The following is a 20,359-nucleotide window of genomic DNA, read 5'->3' as shown; positions in this document are numbered from 1 at the left end:
CGATTAAAACAGCTTGACTATCGATTCTCTATAGCTGTATACGTTTGCCCTTTAGGTCCAACATATTCAGCACGAGGACGAATGAGACGGTTGTCTGCATATTGTTCTAATATGTGTGCTAACCATCCAGATACACGACTCACTGCGAAGATTGGTGTGAAAAGGTCGTGATCAATTCCAAGACTATGATAAACAGAAGCGGAATAAAAATCTACGTTTGCAGGTAAACCTTTATTTTCTTTAATATAATCCTCAATTTTAATAGACATTTCATAATACTTTGAATGACCTGTAAGCTCGGTTAACTCACGAGACATTTCTTTTAGATGCTTCGCACGAGGGTCACCACTTTGATAAACTCGGTGTCCCATTCCCATAATCTTTTCTTTGTTTTCTAACTTTTTCTCAATAGCAGGGATCGCATTCTCTACAGAACCAACCTCTGTTAGAAGTGCCATCACACGTTCATTTGCTCCACCATGCAACGGCCCTTTTAAAGCACCAATTGCAGCTGTTACACCAGAGTAAACATCAGAAAGTGTAGCTACACATACGCGAGCAGTAAATGTAGAAGCATTCAATTCGTGGTCAGCATGTAAAACAAGTGCCTTATTTATTGCTTCCTCTTCAACATCTTCTGGCTCTTTATCATTGAGCATATATAAGAAGTTTGCTGCGAAGCTTAAATTCTTTTTGGGAGATACAGGTTCAAGCCCTTTACGTATACGAGAAAAAGCCGTGACAATTGTAGGGATCTTAGCTTGAAGGCGTATAGCTTTTCGTTTATTCGCTTCCTCTTCCATTTCATCCGCCTCAGAATCAAATAACGCAAGCATTGAAACAGCGGTTCTTAAAGCAGCCATCGGGTGAACCGTTGATAAGTCATATGATTTTAGGTGATCAATAATTTCTTTAGGAAGTTTCATGCTTTCAGTTAGTTCTGATGTAAAATTTTTCAATTCGTTTTGATTCGGTAGCTTTTGATTCCATAGTAAGTAAACCACTTCTTCAAAACTAGAGTGATTAGCCAAATCATCAATATCATAACCAACGTATGTCAGTTTATCATCAATGATCGAACTAATTGTTGATTCTGTAGCTGTAATTCCTTCTAAACCTTTAGTTGATGCCATAAGATCTCTCCTTTTGAAATAATGCTACATTCCCTCCTGGTCCGAGAAAACGCTTTACTAATCGTTTATAAACTGATCCTTTTTCTTCCCCACGGATAATTATAAAGGATTCTGACTTGAATGTGAATTGAAACCGGTTAATTCTCAACATTTTATAGCAATTCTTCCTAAAATTCTATTAAAGGAGCCTGTAAAATGGACAAGTTCAACCTCCGACAAATACAACGCTTCTTTTTAGTCTTACTTAGTGGGATAATTATTATCCTTCTGCTATATATGACTTGGAAATTTTTATTCCCATTTGTGTTGGCATGGCTCTTATCATGGTTTCTAAAACCATTTATTCACTTGCTCCACAATAAATTACGGATTCCCAAGTTCTTATCGATACTTATCATGATAGGTCTGATCTCTTCTATATTCATAAGTCTAACTATCTTTTTCATTACAAAAATTGTATATATGATTCAGAACCTTTCAAATCGCGATTTTACCGATTATGTACAAACAATCAATGTCATTCATGACCAATTCATCACTTGGATGGATTTCTCTTCAACTTATGTGAATCGATGGGTTGGCTCTATGAACCCTACCTGGGAAGAGTCATTTTATAAATATATAGAAGAATTGAAGCAAAGCGCGATCCAATTGGGTATTGAGTACTTACACTCTTTTCTACAAATGTTTAGTGGGGGGCTGGCAAGCTTGCCAGGTCTTCTGATGGCATGCGGTATCGTTGTCATTGCTACTTTTTTTATCAGTAAAGATTGGGAAACAATTTCTAATTATCTCCATAATACAATTTCTAAAAACGTTCGCTCCCCTTTTCAACGCATTGCTCTAAATTTTAAAAATACGATAAAACAATTATTTAAAGCACAATTCATTCTCATGTTTATTACAATAGGAATTGTGTACATAGGGTTAATCATTTTCCAAGTCCCTCATCCTTTAACCCTTGCCTTGGTTGCAGGTTTAGTGGATTTTATTCCTTATATTGGAACGGGGATTATTTTTGTACCTTGGATTTTCTATTCATTCATAACCGATCAATTTCCTATGACTATCCAACTTACTTCTCTTTATATGATCATTATAGTGACTAGACAGGTTTTTGAACCGAAAATATTAGCTTCACACTTCGGAGTTCCCCCCCTATTACTTTTAATCGGTTTGTTCCTAGGGTTCCAACTATGGGGAGCGTTAACCATCTTAATTACACCAGCAATTATTGCTTTCATAAAAGCTTTGCATTCTTCTGGTGTGGCTTTTCAGTTATGGAGATTTATTATAGGTAAACCAAGCATGTAAGCGTTCCAAAGTCAGGTAAAGTAAAAGTGCAGATGATACCATGCTGCACTTCTACTACTTTCAAGAAATATTTTTTCAATATGCTTCCAATCTACCTTCGATAAATAGTAATCGTATTTCGATTCATCATTTTTTCAATAACTTTACGGATCACTCGCTTCAAGGGTTTTCTAGTTGATGGTATTAGTAACATAAATCCAATAGCATCCGTTATAAAACCTGGAGTCAACAATACAGCTCCACCTACTAATATGCAGGCACCATCTATAAGTGCATCACCAGGAAGTTGCTGATGGGACATTGAGTTTTGTACATTATGGATGGTCTCTAAACCTTGTTGCTTAGCTAGCCAAGCCCCGAGAACACCTGTTGAAATGATGAGTAAAATCACCCACCATGGACCGATTAGATTTCCCGCCCATATCAGTAATCCAATTTCTAAAGCTGGTACTATTAAAATTAAAAGCAATAACCAGCGAAACATAAGATCTTCCTTTCTACTTCATTTCTTCTATTATACTTTAAAAGACAGTAGAGACCAAAGCAAAAGACAGAGATTTAGTCTCTGCCTTCATTTCACTTTATATTATAGCACACTAGCATGTCCTTCATAAATGTCACCACGTGTACTATCCATAGTTATATCCATACCATCATCAATCTTTGTAAGTGCATCCTCAACACCAACGATAACAGGTATACCTAAGCTTAACCCAACGACTGCAGCATGAGATGTTAATCCACCCTCTTGGGTAATAATTCCTGATGCCTTTTCAATTGCAGGCATCATATCACGTTCCGTGCCAAGAGTAACTAAAATATTTCCTTCCTCTACACGCTCGATCGCATCCTCCGCTGTTTCAGCTACGATCGCACGTCCATAAGAACTTTTCCGACCAACACCTTGGCCTTTTAAAAGTACATCTCCTATTACATGTACTTTCATAAGATTCGTTGTACCACTTTCATTTACAGGCACTCCACCCGTAATTATCACTCGATCTCCACGAGAAACAATCCCAGAAGCTAAACCACGATCGATAGCTACATCTAACATATCATCGGTAGTCTGCGATTGAGGTCCCATAACGGCATATACTCCCCAAACGAGTGATAATTTACGGTTCACACGCTCGCTAGATGTAATAGCTACAATTGGTGCTTGCGGACGATATTTTGATATCATTCGAGCTGTATGACCACTCTGTGTAGGTGTAATCACTGCATTAACCGCTAAATTAATCGCCGTGTGTGTTACAGATTGACTGATCCCATCCGTTATTGTCATATCGCTATGCTTGGAACGCTCACTTAAGATCGCTTGATAATTTAGTCCAGTTTCTGTTTTTAATGCAATATTACTCATTGTTTGAACAGACTCTTTTGGATAATCCCCTGCTGCCGTTTCTCCAGATAACATAATTGCATCTGTACCATCAAAAATCGCATTAGCTACGTCGGATGCTTCTGCACGTGTTGGTCTAGGATTACGTTGCATAGAATCAAGCATCTGTGTTGCTGTAATTACCGGCTTTCCAACTTTGTTACATTTATGAATCAATGCTTTTTGAACAAGCGGTACATCTTCAGGAGGAATCTCTACACCAAGGTCTCCACGTGCTACCATTAGCCCATCGCTCACTTCAAGAATTTCATCAATATTATCGACACCTTCTTGGTTCTCAATTTTAGGAATGATTTGAATATGGCCTGCACGATGATTCTCGAGTAACTCCTTAATTTCTAAAACATCCGAAGCACGTCGTACAAATGAAGCAGCAATGAAGTCAACATCTTGTTCAATGCCAAATTCGATATCTTTTGCGTCCTTTTCGGTTATACCCGGAAGGTTAACACTAACATTTGGAACATTTACGCCTTTCTTATTTTTCAAAATACCATTATTTAGAACCGTAGTCTTTATCTCATTTTTTTCTTTTAAAATCTCTTCTACCTGTAATTCTACTAACCCATCATCAAGTAGGATTTTAGAACCAGGGTGGACGTCATCAATTAGACCTGGAAAAGAAACTGAAAAACGATCAGCATCCCCAAGGATGTCTTCCATCGTTACATAAACTGTGTTGCCCTTTTCTAAATAAGCTTCTCCATCTTTAAGAGAACCGGTCCGAATTTCTGGACCTTTTGTATCGAGCAATATAGCTATCGTTTCTCCAGTTGCTGATGCAGCTTCACGAATATTTTTAATACGCGCTCCATGCTCCGCAAAATCACCATGTGAAAAGTTCAATCGTGCTACATTCATACCAGCTTTTATTAAATGTGTTAGGGTCTCTACGGATTCTGAAGCTGGTCCTATCGTACTTACAATCTTAGTCTTTCTGATCATATTTATTTCCTCCTCTAAAACCATTATTTACAGTCATATAACTATATGGAAAGTTCTTTGGATAATCGATACAAATCCATGTCTACTGAATGCTTTCGATTTAAGACTTCTAGAATATCATGATTTACAAGCTGATTATTTTCTATGCCTACCATACATCCAGCTTTGCCCTCAATTAAAAGATCAACGGCATAGGCACCTAGTCGGCTTGCTAATACACGATCCGATGCCGTAGGAGAACCTCCACGTTGAGTATGTCCAAGAACAGTCACTCGCGTTTCAAGGTCCGTTGCTTGTTCGACTCTCTTACTAAAGTCTACACCGCTACCAGCGCCTTCAGCAACAATAATGATACTATGCTTTTTGCCACGATCATGACCTCTCTTCAATCGTTCTATTACTTCGGCGAACTCATCGTCCATTTCAGGCACAATAACACTCTCTGCACCATCCGCAAGACCTGACCATAAAGCTAGGTCTCCCGCATTGCGACCCATAACCTCTATTACATACGTACGCTCATGAGAAGTAGCTGTATCACGAATCTTATCAATGGCATCAATAATAGTATTTAAAGCAGTATCAAAACCAATAGTAAAATCGGTTCCAGGGATATCATTATCAATAGTTCCAGGCACACCAATACATGGGTACCCTTTTTCAGTCAACTTCTTGGCTCCCATGAAACTACCGTCTCCACCGATAACGATTAATCCTTCGATTTCATGTTTTCTTAACTGTTCAATTCCTTTTTGCTGACCCTCTTCTGTTTTAAATTCTTCACATCGAGCGGAATATAGTTTGGTCCCACCACGTTGAATAATATCACCTACAGAACCTACTTCCATTTTTTCAATAGAACCGTCAATTAGTCCTTGAAACCCATGTTTAATTCCGTAAACTTCGATTTCATGGTAGATAGATTTTCTTACGACCGCACGAATCGCAGCATTCATACCAGGTGCGTCCCCGCCACTTGTTAATACTCCAATTTTTTTCATCTTCATCACCTCATAGTTTTACTTTTAAAACTGTACCCAATCAAAAGGGAAGTCCATGAAAGCGCCATCATCCTAATAAGATGACAAAAGTCGCACATAATGAAGTGCGACTTCGTTCATCAAGGACAATTCAATTTGCGAGTCTCATTATATATCAAGATACGTATATTCGCCAATTTTTTTATATTTTATAAAACGGTTTTCTAATAATTCCTCTTCACTTTTTTGGTGAAGTTCATTAAGAGAATCCTCAATCACCTTTTCTATTTTTAGCGCCTGGTCCTTAATATTTCGATGAGCTCCTCCACGAATTTCTGGTACAACATCGTCAATTACTTGGAGTTCTTTAAGATCTTGTGCTGTAATTTTCATCGTTTCAGCTGCACGTTGCGCAAGGTTTGAATCTTTCCACAAGAGGGCTGCTGCACCTTCTGGTGAAATGACAGAATAGGTTGAGTTTTCTAGCATGAAAATTCTATCGCCTATTCCTAGGCCTAAGGCTCCGCCGCTTCCTCCTTCACCTATCACGACACATATGATCGGCACGGTCAAACCTGCCATTTCTAAAAGGTTTCGAGCGATAGCTTCACTCTGTCCTCTTTCCTCTGCAGCTCGCCCTGGATAAGCACCTTTTGTATCAATAAACGTTATAACTGGCCGATTAAATCTTTCAGCTTGTTTCATTAATCGTAAAGCTTTGCGATATCCTTCTGGATGGGGCATTCCAAAGTTTCTTCTTATATTTTCTTTTGTACCTTTTCCACGTTGATGTCCGATAACTGTAACGGCTTGTCCTTTGAACTTAGCAATTCCTGAAACAATTGCCTCGTCATCTCCATACAATCGGTCACCGTGGAGTTCTAGAAAATCAGTAAATAAATGTTCAATGTATTCTAAAGTTGTCGGACGTTCAGGATGTCTTGCCATTTGTACTCGGTCCCACGGAGCCATCTGGTCGTAAACATCCTTTTCCAACTTCTCCAATCTCTTTTCTAAAGTATCGATCTCCTCACTAAGATCCATTTCACTTTCTTCCGTAAGTCTTTTTAATTCGGTAATCTTATCACGGAGCTCGATGACAGGCTTTTCGAATTCTAACACATGCTTCATCCCTGGCTCCCTCCCTCATGGTGAATATCTAACACCGTAGAAAGCGTTTCTTTCATCTCATGACGGTGAATCACACGGTCCAACTGACCGTGTTGAAGCAAAAACTCAGCTGTTTGAAAGTCTTCTGGTAATTTCTCTCGGATGGTTTGTTCAATAATTCGGCGACCTGCAAAACCAATCAAGGCTCCTGGCTCAGCAAAATTATAATCTCCAACTGAGGCAAAACTCGCTGAAACCCCTCCTGTAGTAGGATTAGTCATTACGGAAATAAATAAACCACCACTTTTCTGGAGACGCTTTAAGGCAACCGACGTTTTTCCCATCTGCATTAAACTTAGGACACCTTCTTGCATACGCGCTCCTCCTGAAGCAGTAAATATAATAAATGGCAGACCTTGTTTTCTTGCATTTTCTATGGCATTAGTAATTTTCTCTCCAACTACCGACCCCATACTCCCCATTCGAAAACGTGAATCCATAATGGCAACTGCTGTTTGAATTCCATTAAGAGAGGCTTTCCCAGTTACAACGGCTTCATTTAAATTGGATTTCAAACGGTCCTTTTCTAGTTTTTCTTCATAATCTGGAAATTGTAAAGGATTTGTTGAAATCATTTGGCTATCCCATTCTTCAAAAGATTGCTCATCAAACAATAGCTCCACTCGCTCGAAAGCACTTAGCTTATGGTGATGATCACAGTTTGGGCATACATTCATATTTCGTATTAATTCTTTTCTATAAAAAATTTTTTGGCAGCTAGGGCATTTTTGCATAAGCCCCTCAGGCACATCCTGCTTTGCTTCTTGACTTGGTATGGAAGCATAGCGTTTTTTCTTGCTGAAAAAATCTCTTAGCAAGGTGATTCCTCCTTTAGGACAAGGGTCTCTATTATGTCATACCTTTGTATGATATCTAACGTTATAGAGTTTGTTTCGCTCATCTATTTTTATAGAGCAAGTATTTGCTCTGTTGATTGTTTTTTCAAAAAATCTTCTAACCTTTCATATGATTCACATTTGAATATGTAATTTTATGAACCTTATGAGTTTAATTACCACAATGATAAAAGAATGGATGATTACATTGTTGTTTAAAGCTTACTTAAACATACTTCCACTTGCTTTTCATGAATCCTTCATAAGCCTTTCAATTTAATAGTGTAAGGCGCGGATTAAGACCATCCCTCACACTATTAAAATATCAAAGAGAAAAGCCAGCAGGGGCTTTTCTCCAAGGTTTATTCCTCTTCATCTATTAATGTAAGAAGTCTAGTTTTTTCTGCAACTTCTTCTGGATCAACATGATGTCTTGCCACTCCAGATTCCATTGCTGCTTTAGCAACACTTGCTGCTACAGCTGGAGCCACTCTAACATCAAATGGAGCAGGAATCACATAGTCCTCATCAAGGGCATCATCACTCACTAATCCTGCAATAGCTTCTACTGCTGCAATTTTCATCTTTTCATTAATACGCGTTGCGCGTACATCTAACGCTCCACGAAAAATACCTGGAAACGCCAAGACATTATTCACTTGATTAGGAAAATCAGAACGACCTGTCCCAATCACGCGTGCTCCAGCTTCTTTAGCATCTTCAGGCATGATTTCAGGTTCTGGGTTTGCCATTGCAAATATAATGGAATCTTCATTCATACTAGAAACCATTTCTTTTGACAGAAGACCGCCGACTGAAACCCCGATGAACACATCGGCTCCCTCCATTACTTCCTCTAATTTTCCTTCCTGCTTATCTTTATTAGTGATTTTAGCAACTTCTTCTTTAACATCGTTCATCCCTGAAGGACGTCCTTCATAAATTGCTCCTTTAGAATCACACATAATAATATCCCTAACCCCAAAATGATATAACAACTTAATAATTGCAATTCCAGCAGCACCCGCACCATTGGCAATCACTTTAATTTCCGAGAAGGATTTCCCGGTAATTTTAAGAGCGTTTACTAAACCAGCTACAGTTACAATTGCTGTACCGTGTTGGTCATCATGAAAAATAGGTATGTTAGTTTCTTTTTTTAGTCGATCCTCTATAATAAAGCAGTTAGGTGCTGCAATATCCTCTAAATTCACACCTCCAAAGGTAGGTTCCATTAGCTTAACCGTTTGAACAATTTGATCGACATCACTCGTATTTAAACAAATCGGAAACGCATCGACCCCAGCGAAACTTTTAAACAAAGCTGCTTTACCTTCCATAACAGGAAGTGATGCTTCCGGTCCAATATTCCCAAGACCTAAGACAGCAGACCCATCACTAACAACAGCGACCATATTCCCCTTCATTGTATAATCATAGACTGTTTCTTTATGATCATAAATTTCTTTACAAGGTTCAGCTACCCCCGGGGAGTAAGCTAAACTCAAGTCTTTAGCATTCCTAATGGGTACTTTGGAATTTGTCTCCAATTTACCTTTATTGACACGATGGATATGAAGTGCTTCATCTCGCAAATTTGACATAGCTACACGCTCCTTTAAGACATATAAAATAGGCCGATACGGGTGAAGATACCACCATTAACCTCTTAATTATAACAGATGAATAGTTTGTGTAAAGAACATCAAAATACCGGGCTAAACTTTGATAAGTTAGACGTCCTTATAGGTAGTGCGTAAAACAACATCAGACTTATCGAAAAATTCATACAATTTATTCATACAATTCTCCGTTGCTGACAATGAATAAGAGCTTGCTAGTTGATAGGTTTTTCGATTCTCAGATTCAAAAATAATAATTGGCGTATTACCCGGGAAATATGCAGCAATTTTTTTTAGACGTTCAATCACTTCATTCTCTTTTTCTGTGGAGGTTTTAATAAATAATCTCTGTGTGAACTGCTCACCTTTAAAAGGTGATATTTCATTCACAATCCATTGTTTTTTCCCATTTCTATTTTCCACCTTGCCATTAACAGTAACCAGTTCATTTTCCTGCAGCCAACTTTTAGCGTCTCGATGAGAGTCCGGAAAAAGCACTGCATCCATCTCACGAGTTTCATCGCTTAGAGTCAAAAATGACATGGGATCTCCTCTTTTTGTGCGAATCTCTTTAATAGTTTCCACAACAGCCGCCGTTTTCGCTGACTTTACAGATTCTCTATCTAGGCATTCTTTCAAAGTCATATACCCTTGTTGGGTCAGCTGGTCTCTATGCGCATCTAAAGGATGATTTGATAAATAAGTACCTAATACTTCTTTTTCCATAGACAATTGTTTCAGTATTGGTAAAGGTTCCGTAGCAACAGCCAGCCCTTCCATTTCTACGTCTGAATTAAATAGCCCAGGCTGGTCTTGAAACTCTTTAAAAAGTTCCCCCTGTTCAAGAGCTTGATCTATACTTGCTAATAGACTTGCCCGATTCTGTTGAAGATCGTCAAAAGACCCAGCCATGATCAAGGACTCAATCGTACTCCTTGAGACACCCTTAGAAGATACACGTAAACAAAAATCATTCAGATGTTTATAATTTCCTCTCTTTCTTTCTTGAATAATTGCTTGTGCAGCTTGAAACCCAACACCCTCGATGGATAGGAACCCAATACGTATTGCCCCTTGGTCACCAAAAGAATGTGTAAAACTATAATTAATAGAGGGAGGTTTAATCTTAACATTAAATTCTCTAGCTTCTCTTATATATATCGATAGTTTCCCTTGATCACCTACTGTTGAATTCATTAATTCAGCAATAAAAATATCGGGATAATGCGCTTTCAAGTAAGCCAATTGATATGAAATAACACTGTAAGCAACTGCGTGACTACGATTAAAACCATAATTAGAAAATTTCACAATCCATTCAAACAATTGGGTGGCCACATTTTCATCATAACCATACTGGATAGAACGCTGCACAAATTGATTTTGTTGCTGTTCTAGAACATCTTTTTGTTTTTTGCTGACTGCCCTTCTTAGAAGGTCGGCCTCACCTAATGAATAGCCAGCGATTTTTTGAGCAACTTGCATGATTTGTTCTTGGTAAACTAACACTCCGAATGTTCTCTCTAAAATAGGTTTCACATCAGGGTGAGGATAATTTACTTCTTCAAGACCTCGCTTCCGTTGAATGTAGAGAGGGATATATTCCATCGGTCCCGGTCTGTATAATGCATTCACCACTACTACATCTTCAAAATGATTCGGTGCTAACCTCTTTAAAACGCCCTTCATTCCTTGTGATTCTAATTGAAAAACGCCATTTGTCTGACCTTTTTGTAATAGGAGAAATGTTTGTTTATCGTTTATAGGAATCTGATCCATTTGAAAAGTTTTATCTTTACTACTTACTTTATCTTCAATTTTTCTAATGAACGATAAATTTCTTAATCCTAAAAAGTCCATTTTTAATAAACCTATAGATTCCAAATCTCCCATGGCCATTTGTGTAAGGTGGACATTTTCCTGACCTTTCATGAGTGCCGTATATTGGTTTAGAGGCTTACTACTTATAACAACCCCGGCTGCGTGGGTTGAAACATGTCTTGGTAAACCTTCTAACTTGGCAGCAATTTTAAAAACTTTTTTTAATTTTGCAGAGGAGTTAATATAATCTTTTAAAGCTTCAGAACTTTGTACAACCGTTTTTATTGGTTTGCTAGATCCACTCGGGATATTTTTTAAAATATAGGTCATATCACTTTCTTCTACATTCAAAACTTTAAACAACTCTCGTAATACACTCCGTGTCGCAAATGTACCAAATGTACAAATTTGTGCTACATGTTCTTTTCCATATTTTCTAGCAACATAGTCAATCACTTCATCTCTACGATCATCTGGGAAATCAATATCAATGTCAGGCATGGTAATTCGCTCCGGATTTAGAAACCTCTCAAATAATAAATCATAGGATAGGGGGTCTACTTGAGTAATTCCTAGTAGAAAACTCACGATTGACCCAGCTGCTGATCCACGACCGGGTCCTGCTTGAATTCCTTCCTTTCGAGCATTCTCAATAAAATCCCATACAATAAGAAAGTAATCACTGAATTTCATACGAATGATAACATCTAATTCCTTATTTAACCGTTCTTCGGCTTCATTCATTCTTTCTTTATACTTTAGTGCTAATCGATCTGTACAAACTTTCCTTAGATACTCGTCTGCATTCATTTTTTCAAGTGCAGGAAATGCTGGAAGCAACAGCTGATCCAAGTCTATTTCTACATTACAAGATTCCGCAATTCTCTGATTTGTTTCAAGTACTTCCGGCCACCAATTTTTAAAATAAACCTCCATCTCTTTTGGTGATTTCAAATATTGGTGTTCCTCAGATGGCTCAGAGTCCGTTATATAAGAATGCCCTGTATCAATGGCGCGCAAACAATAATAGGCTTCTGCGTCCTCTTGTTCTAAGTATCTAACATCATTCATAGTTGTTACCTTTACCTGCTTATGCTCCGCCCATTCTTTTAAAGGCTGGTGCATCTGTCTTTCCAGGTGAACACCATAATCTTTAACACCTAAGTAAAAGTCATTAAACGAATCTCTCCAATCACTTACCTCTTCTTCTACTCTTTCAAAAGTGTGGTGAATGATTGATGTAGCCCAAGAAGTGTCTGATACTGTAATGATCGCAACTAATTGATCTGTAAATTCTTTTACATCCCTTAATTGCAGAGGCTCCTCCTGGAGTTGTAGTCGGGTGCTTAATTGTAGAAGAGCCTCGTACCCCTGTTTATTTTTAGCTAGTAATCCAACAGGAAAGACTTCATTCTTATAAGTAATCGAAACTCTCATTCCTATGATTGGCTTGATTCCCTCGTTAAGACAAGCTTGATAAAAAGCAACAGCACCACTCATGACGTTGTCATCTGTTAGTGCTAGGGAAGTGAAGCCTAAATCTTTAGCTTTTTTAACTAATGTTGAAATCTGGATCGTACTATTCATAAGACTGTATCCACTATGTACATGTAAATGAGTATAAGACATAAGTTCACCTCTTTCTCAGTTTCATTATATGGAATCTCTTCGGACTATAAAAGCGTCTTGCATATATCACCGAACTTAAGAATATCTTGAATAATAAAACACTCTGCCATAGAAAAGAGGGACAAGATGGAAGAACGGTTGGTTATATCTATGATCCAGTGCTTCTTTATAGCTTTTGGTGTTATTATGGGTGGAACTTTAATCGGCAGTATAGGCAGCTTCTTGACAGGAGAAGCCCCTTTAACCTCCATGTTTAGAATTGCGAAGGGACTAAGGATATGGGCAATAGTTGCGGCTATAGGAGGTACGTTCGACGCAATTAGTAATTTTGAGAGAGGAATATTTGAGGGATCAACATTTGATTTGTTTAAACAAGTTATGATTATAATAGCTGCTATGGGAGGAGTGCAAACAGCATTATTCATGTTTGAACTTTTATTAGGTGAGGAGGTCACTTAAAAATGTATATTCCTCCTCAATTAAGAAAAAAAGAATGGAGACGTTTTTATGCTGGATGCATACTTGGAGTAATAACTGGATATGTGTTATTCGTGTTTATTAATGATCAGTTTCATGAGCGTTTACAGGAAGAAAATATTCAATTATCCACTCAATTAAATGAATTAGAAGCAAAATATGATGGGCTTCTAAATGCAGAAAAAGAGGATGATGATGAAGAAAGTCAAGCCCTAACTATACAAGAAATCGTACCAAGCTTTAGTAATGCAAAGGAGCTCCACATTGATAAACTCACCCAACATCAGCTTTCTTCCATGGTGAAAGACCAGCTTCAAACGATTACAGGTGAGAACATTGAAGAAATAGCCAGCCAAAGTGATCTTATAATAAAAATCATCGAAAATAAATCATTTATAGTCGAAGACTTCAATTACAAGCTTACCATTGAAAGATTAATTATCTCCAACCAAGTCATACTTCTTCTTTCCATCTCTATTGAAAATTAGAGGAAGGAGGGCATGCAAGCCTTCTAAAGCTTGCATAATTTCTCAAGAAAACTGCACACATGCTTCCTTTAATTCATTGGCGATTTCATATGTTTCTTCCCACGTGTCTGCTGTAGCTCCTGCAGCCATTGGATGGCCTCCTCCATTATGGTTCTCAGCAATTTTATTCACTACGGGACCTTTCGACCGAAGACGGACACGTATATTATTATCTTCCTCTACGAAAAATGCCCAGGCAAGTAAACCTTCCACATCTCCTAGTAATCCAACTAACGCACTCGTTTCTGAGGGTGTTACTTGATGTTCTTCTAAAATATGTTTAGGAAGTTCCACAGTACTAAAGCCTTCAGGGTTAACTGTGAAATGTTGTAATACATAACCTTTTAATTTGGCTACCTTCATAGGGGTGCTGTACATTTGGTTATAAAGTTTAGATCGATCAAAATCGTAAGTCACGAGTTCTGCTGCTGCCTCTAATGTTTCTTGGGTTGTGCTAGGAAACAAAAACCTTCCTGTATCTCCAACAATACCACCATAAAGTAAGAGAGCTCCACGATCATTCAGTGAAAAACCGTCATGTCGAAAATACTTATAAAGTTGAAAAATCATTTCAGAAGTTGAACTAGCTGTAGTATCTACCCAGCTTATATCGCCATATTCATCCACGATAGGATGGTGATCAATTTTAATGATTTTCTTTCCTATGCTATAACGCTGGTCATCGATCCGTGCTTGATTTGCCGTGTCACAAATGATAACTAAGGCTTCCTCAAACTGAGCATCAGACACGTTGTCCATTGTTGCCAGAAAATTCAAGGAAGGCTCTTCTTCTCCAGTTACATATACTTTCTTATGAGGAAAACTGTGACGAATAATTTCCGACAAGCCGACTTGAGAGCCATATGCATCAGGATCAGGTCTTACATGACGATGAATAATAATCGTTTCAAATTCTTTTATCGAATCAGCAATTTGTTGTAAAATCATTATGAAATATCCCTCTTTCTACAGATCTTCTTATTATTATCCCACAAGTTTCCTTGTGCAGGTAGCAAAACGAAATAAAACAAGCTACAATGAACATCGGAGTAAATTTTATATGCAGGAGTCGATTCATTTGATAATATTCTCCACCCTTATACTCATCTCTTTCGTTCTTTACATATACTATAAAGTCATGGTTGTAAAAACGAAAGATCCTTTATTACAGGAACACATGAATAGCAAAGCACGAATTTTTTTAGGTATTTTTATATTCTTTTTCGGAATCAACCAGTACCTCTTTTATGAAACAAGATTATCCTTGTTTATAGGGATTATCTTTATTATCTTAGGTGCATTTCAATTCCGTTTAGGCATTAAATCAAAAAAACACTATCAAAATGAGTATAAAAAACACCGTCAATAAAGTCGCTGATTATTAGCGGCTTTTTTATCGATCAATTAATTGTGCCATGAGAAGCGCCTTTCCAACAATCGATTTATTATGATGAACTTCTATATCCACCTTGGCAAATTTCCTGCCAATTTCTAAAAGTTGGGGTTTAATTTCGATTGCACTCTCCAACTGAACAGGTTTAATAAATAATAATGAAATATTCTCTACTACTAAATTACCCTTTTTATGCTTACTCAATAAACGACTTGAAGCTTCGGTAATAAGTGATGTAAATACTCCATAGGAAAGCGTACCAAGTTGGTTCGTCATCTGAGGAGTTACAGTTGTATGTAATGTATATCCCCCCTGGTCATCCTCCCTAACCTCTAGCTGGTTGGTTACTAAGTCATCAATTGTTTCTCCTATTTGCGGTTGACGTTGGAGATTCTGCAATGCTTTTAGTACATCTTGCCTAGAAATAATGCCTTGAAGCATATGAGACTGATCTACTACAGGCATTAATTCGATCCCTTCCCAAACCATCATATGGGCTGCATTTGTCAAAGATGTTACCGTTTGGACTGTCATTGGGTTTCTAGTCATAGCTTTCTCAATCTTTAATGAAGGTTCTTTATTTATTACATCTTTAGACGTGACCATGCCGACCACACGATTCTTAGTGTCGACTACGGGATATCGTCCATGCTGGGTCTTCTCGTTTAATTCATGCCAACGAGAAACTGTATCTTTAGTTAATAAAAAGTTAGTTTCTTCAAATGGAGTGTAAATATCATCGACTAGCACAATTTCTTTTTTAATTAACTGATCATATATCGCACGGTTGATCATAGTGGCAACTGTAAATGTATCATAACTTGTTGAGATAACAGGTAGTTTCTTTTCATCGGCAAGTTTCTTCACCTTATCAGACGTATCAAACCCACCTGTAACAAGTACAGCAGCACCTTCTTGTACAGCTAATTCATGGGCATTTGTACGGTTCCCAACAATCAGCAGAGAACCTGCTTCTGTATATCGCATCATAGCTTCCAATTTCATAGCACCTACAACAAATTTATTTAGAGTTTTGTGTAACCCTCCGCGACCTCCAAGCACATGTCCATCTACAACTTTGGTAATTTCCGCAAAGGTTAGGCGTTCAATGTTCTCTTTCTTTTTCTTTTCTATACGTATCGTTCCCACCCGTTCAATTGTACTTACTAAGTCTTGATTTTCTGCTTCTTTAATAGCTCTGTATGCTGTACCTTCACTAACATTTAGAGCCTTTGCCACACCTCTTACCGAAATTTTACTCCCGACAGACAATGAATCAATATGTTCAAGAATCTGTTCATGTTTGGTAGCCAATTCATTTCACCATTCTTTCTAACTGTACTAGTAAATATTGCTGATATTGTTATTATACAAGTGATACAGTTTTCCTGCAATTATTCTCCAGATTTAATATTCAAACATAAAAATAGCCCGCGAGTCATTCTAAGTCTGCTGTTCTACCGTTACTGTTAAAGTATGATGTATCTGTTATATCTATTGAGCCACTTAGAATCACACAGCACCCCCGATTTTCATAAAAAGGTTCCGTTCTACTCTTCATAGTCATGATGGATGGTTTCTTATCCCCCATTCTCCGATAAAAAGCAATGGAACCGCCACTCTTTTATTCCAACTGCACTTTTACTCCAAAACCATGAATTTCCGGATAGTCGGCATAATCATTCGGGAGACGAAAGGATCGAATTCATAAATCCTAATGCGTGAAAATAATGGATTTCGTTCTAAAAAAGATGAAATTCCTGCCTGTCTACTAGCTAATTGACCATACCCTTGTTTTAAAAAGGAAACAGCGTTGACATTGAAACGTTCATGCAGAGCTTGTTTGAAGATCGAGGTCCTGAATTGAAAGGATATAGCACTCCATAAATAATGTAAGCTGTTTCTTTTAACAGTGTACAGAGACTCAAGAATTTCAGGCTTGAGTGTACTGGAACGATTCAAAAAGCCGGTTTCTTTAGCTGTTTGTCTTTCAGAATCCCGGCCAAGTGTGTTTCTTTTGATTCATAAAACCATCTTTCACTAGAAATTTCTTCTTTCAGGGGAAACAGGGAGACTCGGCGTCAGCCCGCGGAAAGCGAACTGTTTTCCCTGCCCTCCCAAACTCCATACGGCAAACGGATCTTCTTGTTATGAAACAAACTGAGGCTTTAGTTTAACAAGACATTATAAAACAGAACGCTTGGATATTAATATCCAAGCGTTCTTTCTTGCTATTCATACTATTATTTATGGTGTTAAACATACTGTATTTCATTACGTTATTTCACCTGTGTTTCAAAGTTTTCTCCACGGTATCGGAACTATTTAGATTCATTCGTGGAATTTTGAATTATTTTACAGTTTTATCAATTCTCCTGGCTTCAATGCCTTTCCTATTCCAGGACTAACTTTCTCAGCAAATGAGTCACCGTCCTGATTGATTAAATCAAATGTATTGTAGTGAATAGGAACAACCTGTTTAGCTTTCAGCCATTCAGCTGCCACCAAAGCATCATCAGGTCCCATTGTAAAATTGTCACCTATTGGTACAAAGGCTAAATCAATAGAGTTTCGTTCACCAATCATCTTCAAATCACTGAACAGTCCTGTATCTCCAGCATGAAAAATCGTTTTCCCTTCTATCGTTAGCAAGATACCTGTTGGCATTCCTGTGTAAACAATCGTGCCATCTTCTTCAGTATAGGATGATCCATGAAAAGCCTGAGTGAGTTTAACAGTTCCAAACTCAAATGTATGACTTCCACCTATATACATGGGATGAACATTCAATCCTTTATTACCCAAATATGTTGCCAATTCAAACGGTGCTATGATTTGAGCATCGCAACGCTTGGCTATCTCTACGGTATCCCCGACATGATCGTTATGACCATGAGTAAGTAAAATGAAGTCAGGTTGTACATCTTCCGCAACTAAATCCGTATTTCCATTTTCTGAAATGAAAGGATCAAATAAAATCGTCTTTCCGTTAGCTTCTACCTTCACTACAGAATGTCCGTGAAATGAAACGTCCACTATACCACTCCTTTAATTGAATAGTTAATAATTCCGCCAAGCCTGTTCATATTTTTGAATAAGATTGGGATGAATTAATGTGTTTGGAGATAATGAGACAGACTCACCCTTACTGTTTACGATTTCCCTATCTTCATCTTTTCCAAACACGGTCATGGAATGTAGCAATTCTTTTGTTAAAAAGTCTGTATCTTGAGGAATGTCAATTTCCTCTATTTTAATAGGACTACGACTGGCCATAACAAATCCCCAATTCCCAAAACTCGGTATATCAACGTGGAAGTTTTTCGTAGCCATCCCCGTGTCTGTAACTGTCTCATCAATAGTCCAATATACCTCTGTAGCAAAAACAGGACTCGTTGCCTGAATCATTGCAGCTCCACCTGGTTCAAGGTGATTCCTCACTAATGAGTAAAACTCTCGTGTATATAGTTTGTTTAAACTCTCATTATTAGGATCAGGTAAATCAATAAGGATCACATCATAAAATTCATCGCTATCTTCTAGGAAACTAAAGGCGTCTTCGTTCCAGACTTTTACTCGATCATCTTGGAGTGAATCTTCATTTAATTGCCTTAAGTGATAGTTAGATAAAGCCAAATCTGTAACTGCTGGATCCAGGTCTACAAGGGAAACACGCTGTACCTCCTGATATTTCAAAACCTCTTTAGCGGCGATTCCATCACCACCGCCAAGAATTAATACATTTTCTGGTAGGTCAGCCGCTCCCATTGGCGGGTGGACTAAAGTTTCATGATAACGATGTTCATCAGAAGAACTAAACTGGAGTGAACCATTTAAGAATAGTCGAGTATCGTCCTGTTCTTTTGTAAGTACAATTTTTTGATACGCACTTTCTTCACTGTGAATAATTGGATCTTTATATAATTTCTGTTCAAAAGAAAACGCCATTTCCTCTCCGAAAAACAAGCCAGCTATTAACAATACTCCAATAAAAGCAGCCGCAGATCCATGAAGGGATAGTCGTTTAATTTCAGATCGGAATAAATACAATATTACAATTGCAACAGCTAAATTAATACAAGCAACAAAAAAAGCACTTTTCACCATGCCCATTTGCGGACGTAAATAAAATGCGAAGAGTAATCCTCCTATTAAACCACCCGCGTAATCTGAAAATAATACTCTTGCAGTACTTCTACTAAGCTCTTCTCCTATTTCATTAGCTTTTCTTATTAGAATAGGAAGTTCAAGACCTGTTAACCCACCAATAGTAAAGGTTACTATATACAAAAAGAGGGCGTCTGTTCCGCTAGGTGCAAAAGCTGTCATTCCAAACATCGTAAAACTAGAAAATCCACCAATAAGTGCTACCATAAATTCGATCCAAATAAAAGTAATGATCAGTTGCTTCATAACTTTCTCGCTGATACTTGCCCCTACTCCCATTCCCGTTAAGAAGAGGCTGATTGTAATCGTATATTGCTTCACTCCATCTCCTAGTATATAAGAACCTAAGGCCCCAAATAACACTTCAAAAATTATTCCACAAATTGATACGATTCCTGACGCCCAGTAGATCAGCCGAGTTTTTTTTATTCCTTCTGATTCCATTCGTAATTCACTCCGATAATTTCTCTAAGTCCTGCTTAACTCACAAAAAGCCACTATGTTCTGGTAGCATAGTGGCTTTTTACATATTCATATTAGATGCTTATGTAATGGATGCACCAATAACAAAAGCAAGTCCAATAGAAACACCCATAGTGATGATTCCCACGGCTGTATTATTATTTTTCAATTGGGTTTCCACAGAGAACTTTCTCGTAAATAATTCAAATAACAAATAAGCAATCATTTGTAAGACAACCCCGATCGCTCCCCATAAGAGTGTATCCCAAATCGTAAAACTATGATAAATGGCAAAAGAAAGCACGATACATATCCCAATGATTTTACCAGCTATCGACATGGCTACTGCCTTATTTCCTGCTTTAACTTCATCCCAATCCTTGTAATCCGTAATCTTCTCAAAAATAAACAATCCAATTAAAACAACTAATACACCTATAGCAAAATATCCTACTGTAGCTAAAATTGGTTCCATTTT

At 37.7% G+C, this 20,359-nt stretch carries 18 protein-coding genes and 1 pseudogene; 4 read left to right on the top strand and 15 right to left on the bottom strand.

The window, feature by feature from the left end; translation table 11 throughout:
* Positions 1-17: 17 nt before the first annotated feature.
* Entirely contained in the window at positions 18-1,133 is a 1,116-nt protein-coding gene (gene citZ, locus ACFQIC_RS06740; RefSeq protein WP_204707365.1) for a citrate synthase, read from the bottom strand.
* A gap of 195 nt (positions 1,134-1,328) precedes the next feature.
* Between citZ and ytvI the strand changes: the two genes are divergently transcribed.
* On the top strand, positions 1,329-2,447 hold the full coding sequence (gene ytvI / locus ACFQIC_RS06735) for a sporulation integral membrane protein YtvI (protein WP_204707366.1): 1,119 nt from the start codon (positions 1,329-1,331) through the stop codon (positions 2,445-2,447).
* Positions 2,448-2,538: 91 nt separating this feature from the next.
* Here the strand turns inward: ytvI and ACFQIC_RS06730 are convergent, their stop codons facing one another.
* The 7 genes from ACFQIC_RS06730 to dnaE form a co-directional block, all read right to left on the bottom strand.
* Positions 2,539-2,931, bottom strand: coding sequence for an FxsA family protein (locus ACFQIC_RS06730; protein WP_204707369.1), 393 nt, complete (start codon positions 2,929-2,931; stop codon positions 2,539-2,541).
* 102 nt (positions 2,932-3,033) lie between these two features.
* On the bottom strand, positions 3,034-4,794 hold the full coding sequence (gene pyk, locus ACFQIC_RS06725) for a pyruvate kinase (RefSeq protein WP_204707609.1): 1,761 nt from the start codon (positions 4,792-4,794) through the stop codon (positions 3,034-3,036).
* 44 nt (positions 4,795-4,838) lie between these two features.
* The gene (gene pfkA, locus ACFQIC_RS06720) at positions 4,839-5,798 is read right to left on the bottom strand and encodes a 6-phosphofructokinase (RefSeq protein ID WP_204707371.1); all 960 of its coding nucleotides are present in this window, start codon (positions 5,796-5,798) and stop codon (positions 4,839-4,841) included.
* A 147-nt stretch (positions 5,799-5,945) separates the two neighbouring features.
* The gene (gene accA / locus ACFQIC_RS06715) at positions 5,946-6,908 is read right to left on the bottom strand and encodes an acetyl-CoA carboxylase carboxyl transferase subunit alpha (protein ID WP_204707373.1); all 963 of its coding nucleotides are present in this window, start codon (positions 6,906-6,908) and stop codon (positions 5,946-5,948) included.
* Positions 6,905-7,765 carry an acetyl-CoA carboxylase, carboxyltransferase subunit beta gene (gene accD, locus ACFQIC_RS06710; RefSeq protein WP_204707375.1) on the bottom strand — a complete coding sequence of 287 codons (861 nt, stop codon included), beginning with the start codon at positions 7,763-7,765 and terminating at the stop codon, positions 6,905-6,907. The genes accA and accD overlap by 4 nt, the downstream gene beginning before the upstream one ends.
* 380 nt (positions 7,766-8,145) lie before the next feature.
* Positions 8,146-9,387 (bottom strand): NADP-dependent malic enzyme, encoded by a 1,242-nt coding sequence (ystJ, locus tag ACFQIC_RS06705; RefSeq protein ID WP_204707378.1) that lies wholly within the window; start codon positions 9,385-9,387, stop codon positions 8,146-8,148.
* A 129-nt stretch (positions 9,388-9,516) separates the two neighbouring features.
* Positions 9,517-12,855 (bottom strand): DNA polymerase III subunit alpha, encoded by a 3,339-nt coding sequence (gene dnaE / locus ACFQIC_RS06700; protein WP_204707380.1) that lies wholly within the window; start codon positions 12,853-12,855, stop codon positions 9,517-9,519.
* Positions 12,856-12,981: 126 nt separating this feature from the next.
* On the opposite strand from dnaE, the gene ytrH reads away from it, so the two are divergent.
* Positions 12,982-13,314, top strand: a complete 333-nt coding sequence (ytrH, locus tag ACFQIC_RS06695; protein WP_204707382.1) for a sporulation membrane protein YtrH — start codon at positions 12,982-12,984, stop codon at positions 13,312-13,314.
* Between the two features lie 2 nt (positions 13,315-13,316).
* Positions 13,317-13,820: a sporulation membrane protein YtrI gene (ytrI, locus tag ACFQIC_RS06690; RefSeq protein WP_204707384.1), complete on the top strand. Its 504-nt coding sequence runs from the start codon at positions 13,317-13,319 to the stop codon at positions 13,818-13,820.
* 42 nt (positions 13,821-13,862) lie between these two features.
* Here the strand turns inward: ytrI and ACFQIC_RS06685 are convergent, their stop codons facing one another.
* Positions 13,863-14,807, bottom strand: a complete 945-nt coding sequence (locus ACFQIC_RS06685) for a DHH family phosphoesterase (protein WP_204707386.1) — start codon at positions 14,805-14,807, stop codon at positions 13,863-13,865.
* A gap of 1 nt (position 14,808) precedes the next feature.
* Between ACFQIC_RS06685 and ACFQIC_RS06680 the strand changes: the two genes are divergently transcribed.
* Entirely contained in the window at positions 14,809-15,228 is a 420-nt protein-coding gene (locus tag ACFQIC_RS06680; RefSeq protein ID WP_390217001.1) for a YtpI family protein, read from the top strand.
* Positions 15,229-15,252: 24 nt separating this feature from the next.
* On the opposite strand, the gene ACFQIC_RS06675 is transcribed toward ACFQIC_RS06680, so the two are convergent.
* From ACFQIC_RS06675 to ACFQIC_RS06650, 6 genes and pseudogenes are all read right to left on the bottom strand, one after another.
* Positions 15,253-16,566, bottom strand: coding sequence for a DRTGG domain-containing protein (locus ACFQIC_RS06675; RefSeq protein ID WP_204707391.1), 1,314 nt, complete (start codon positions 16,564-16,566; stop codon positions 15,253-15,255).
* 124 nt (positions 16,567-16,690) lie between these two features.
* Positions 16,691-16,813: a hypothetical protein gene (locus ACFQIC_RS06670; protein ID WP_390217000.1), complete on the bottom strand. Its 123-nt coding sequence runs from the start codon at positions 16,811-16,813 to the stop codon at positions 16,691-16,693.
* A 66-nt stretch (positions 16,814-16,879) separates the two neighbouring features.
* Positions 16,880-17,274 (bottom strand): annotated as a pseudogene (locus tag ACFQIC_RS06665) (IS4-like element ISHaha1 family transposase); the annotation flags it as partial.
* A gap of 333 nt (positions 17,275-17,607) precedes the next feature.
* On the bottom strand, positions 17,608-18,288 hold the full coding sequence (locus tag ACFQIC_RS06660; RefSeq protein ID WP_204707393.1) for a metal-dependent hydrolase: 681 nt from the start codon (positions 18,286-18,288) through the stop codon (positions 17,608-17,610).
* A gap of 24 nt (positions 18,289-18,312) precedes the next feature.
* Positions 18,313-19,863, bottom strand: a complete 1,551-nt coding sequence (locus ACFQIC_RS06655; RefSeq protein WP_204707396.1) for a polyamine aminopropyltransferase — start codon at positions 19,861-19,863, stop codon at positions 18,313-18,315.
* Positions 19,864-19,963: 100 nt separating this feature from the next.
* Positions 19,964-20,356 (bottom strand): DUF350 domain-containing protein, encoded by a 393-nt coding sequence (locus ACFQIC_RS06650; RefSeq protein WP_204707398.1) that lies wholly within the window; start codon positions 20,354-20,356, stop codon positions 19,964-19,966.
* Positions 20,357-20,359 lie beyond the last annotated feature (3 nt).

Origin of the sequence: Halobacillus seohaensis, from assembly GCF_042663045.1 — a bacterium.
Taxonomy (GTDB): domain Bacteria; phylum Bacillota; class Bacilli; order Bacillales; family Halobacillaceae; genus Halobacillus_A; species Halobacillus_A seohaensis.
The sequence above is the reverse complement of the archived record's forward strand: the minus strand, read 5'-3'. Positions and strand labels throughout refer to the sequence as shown.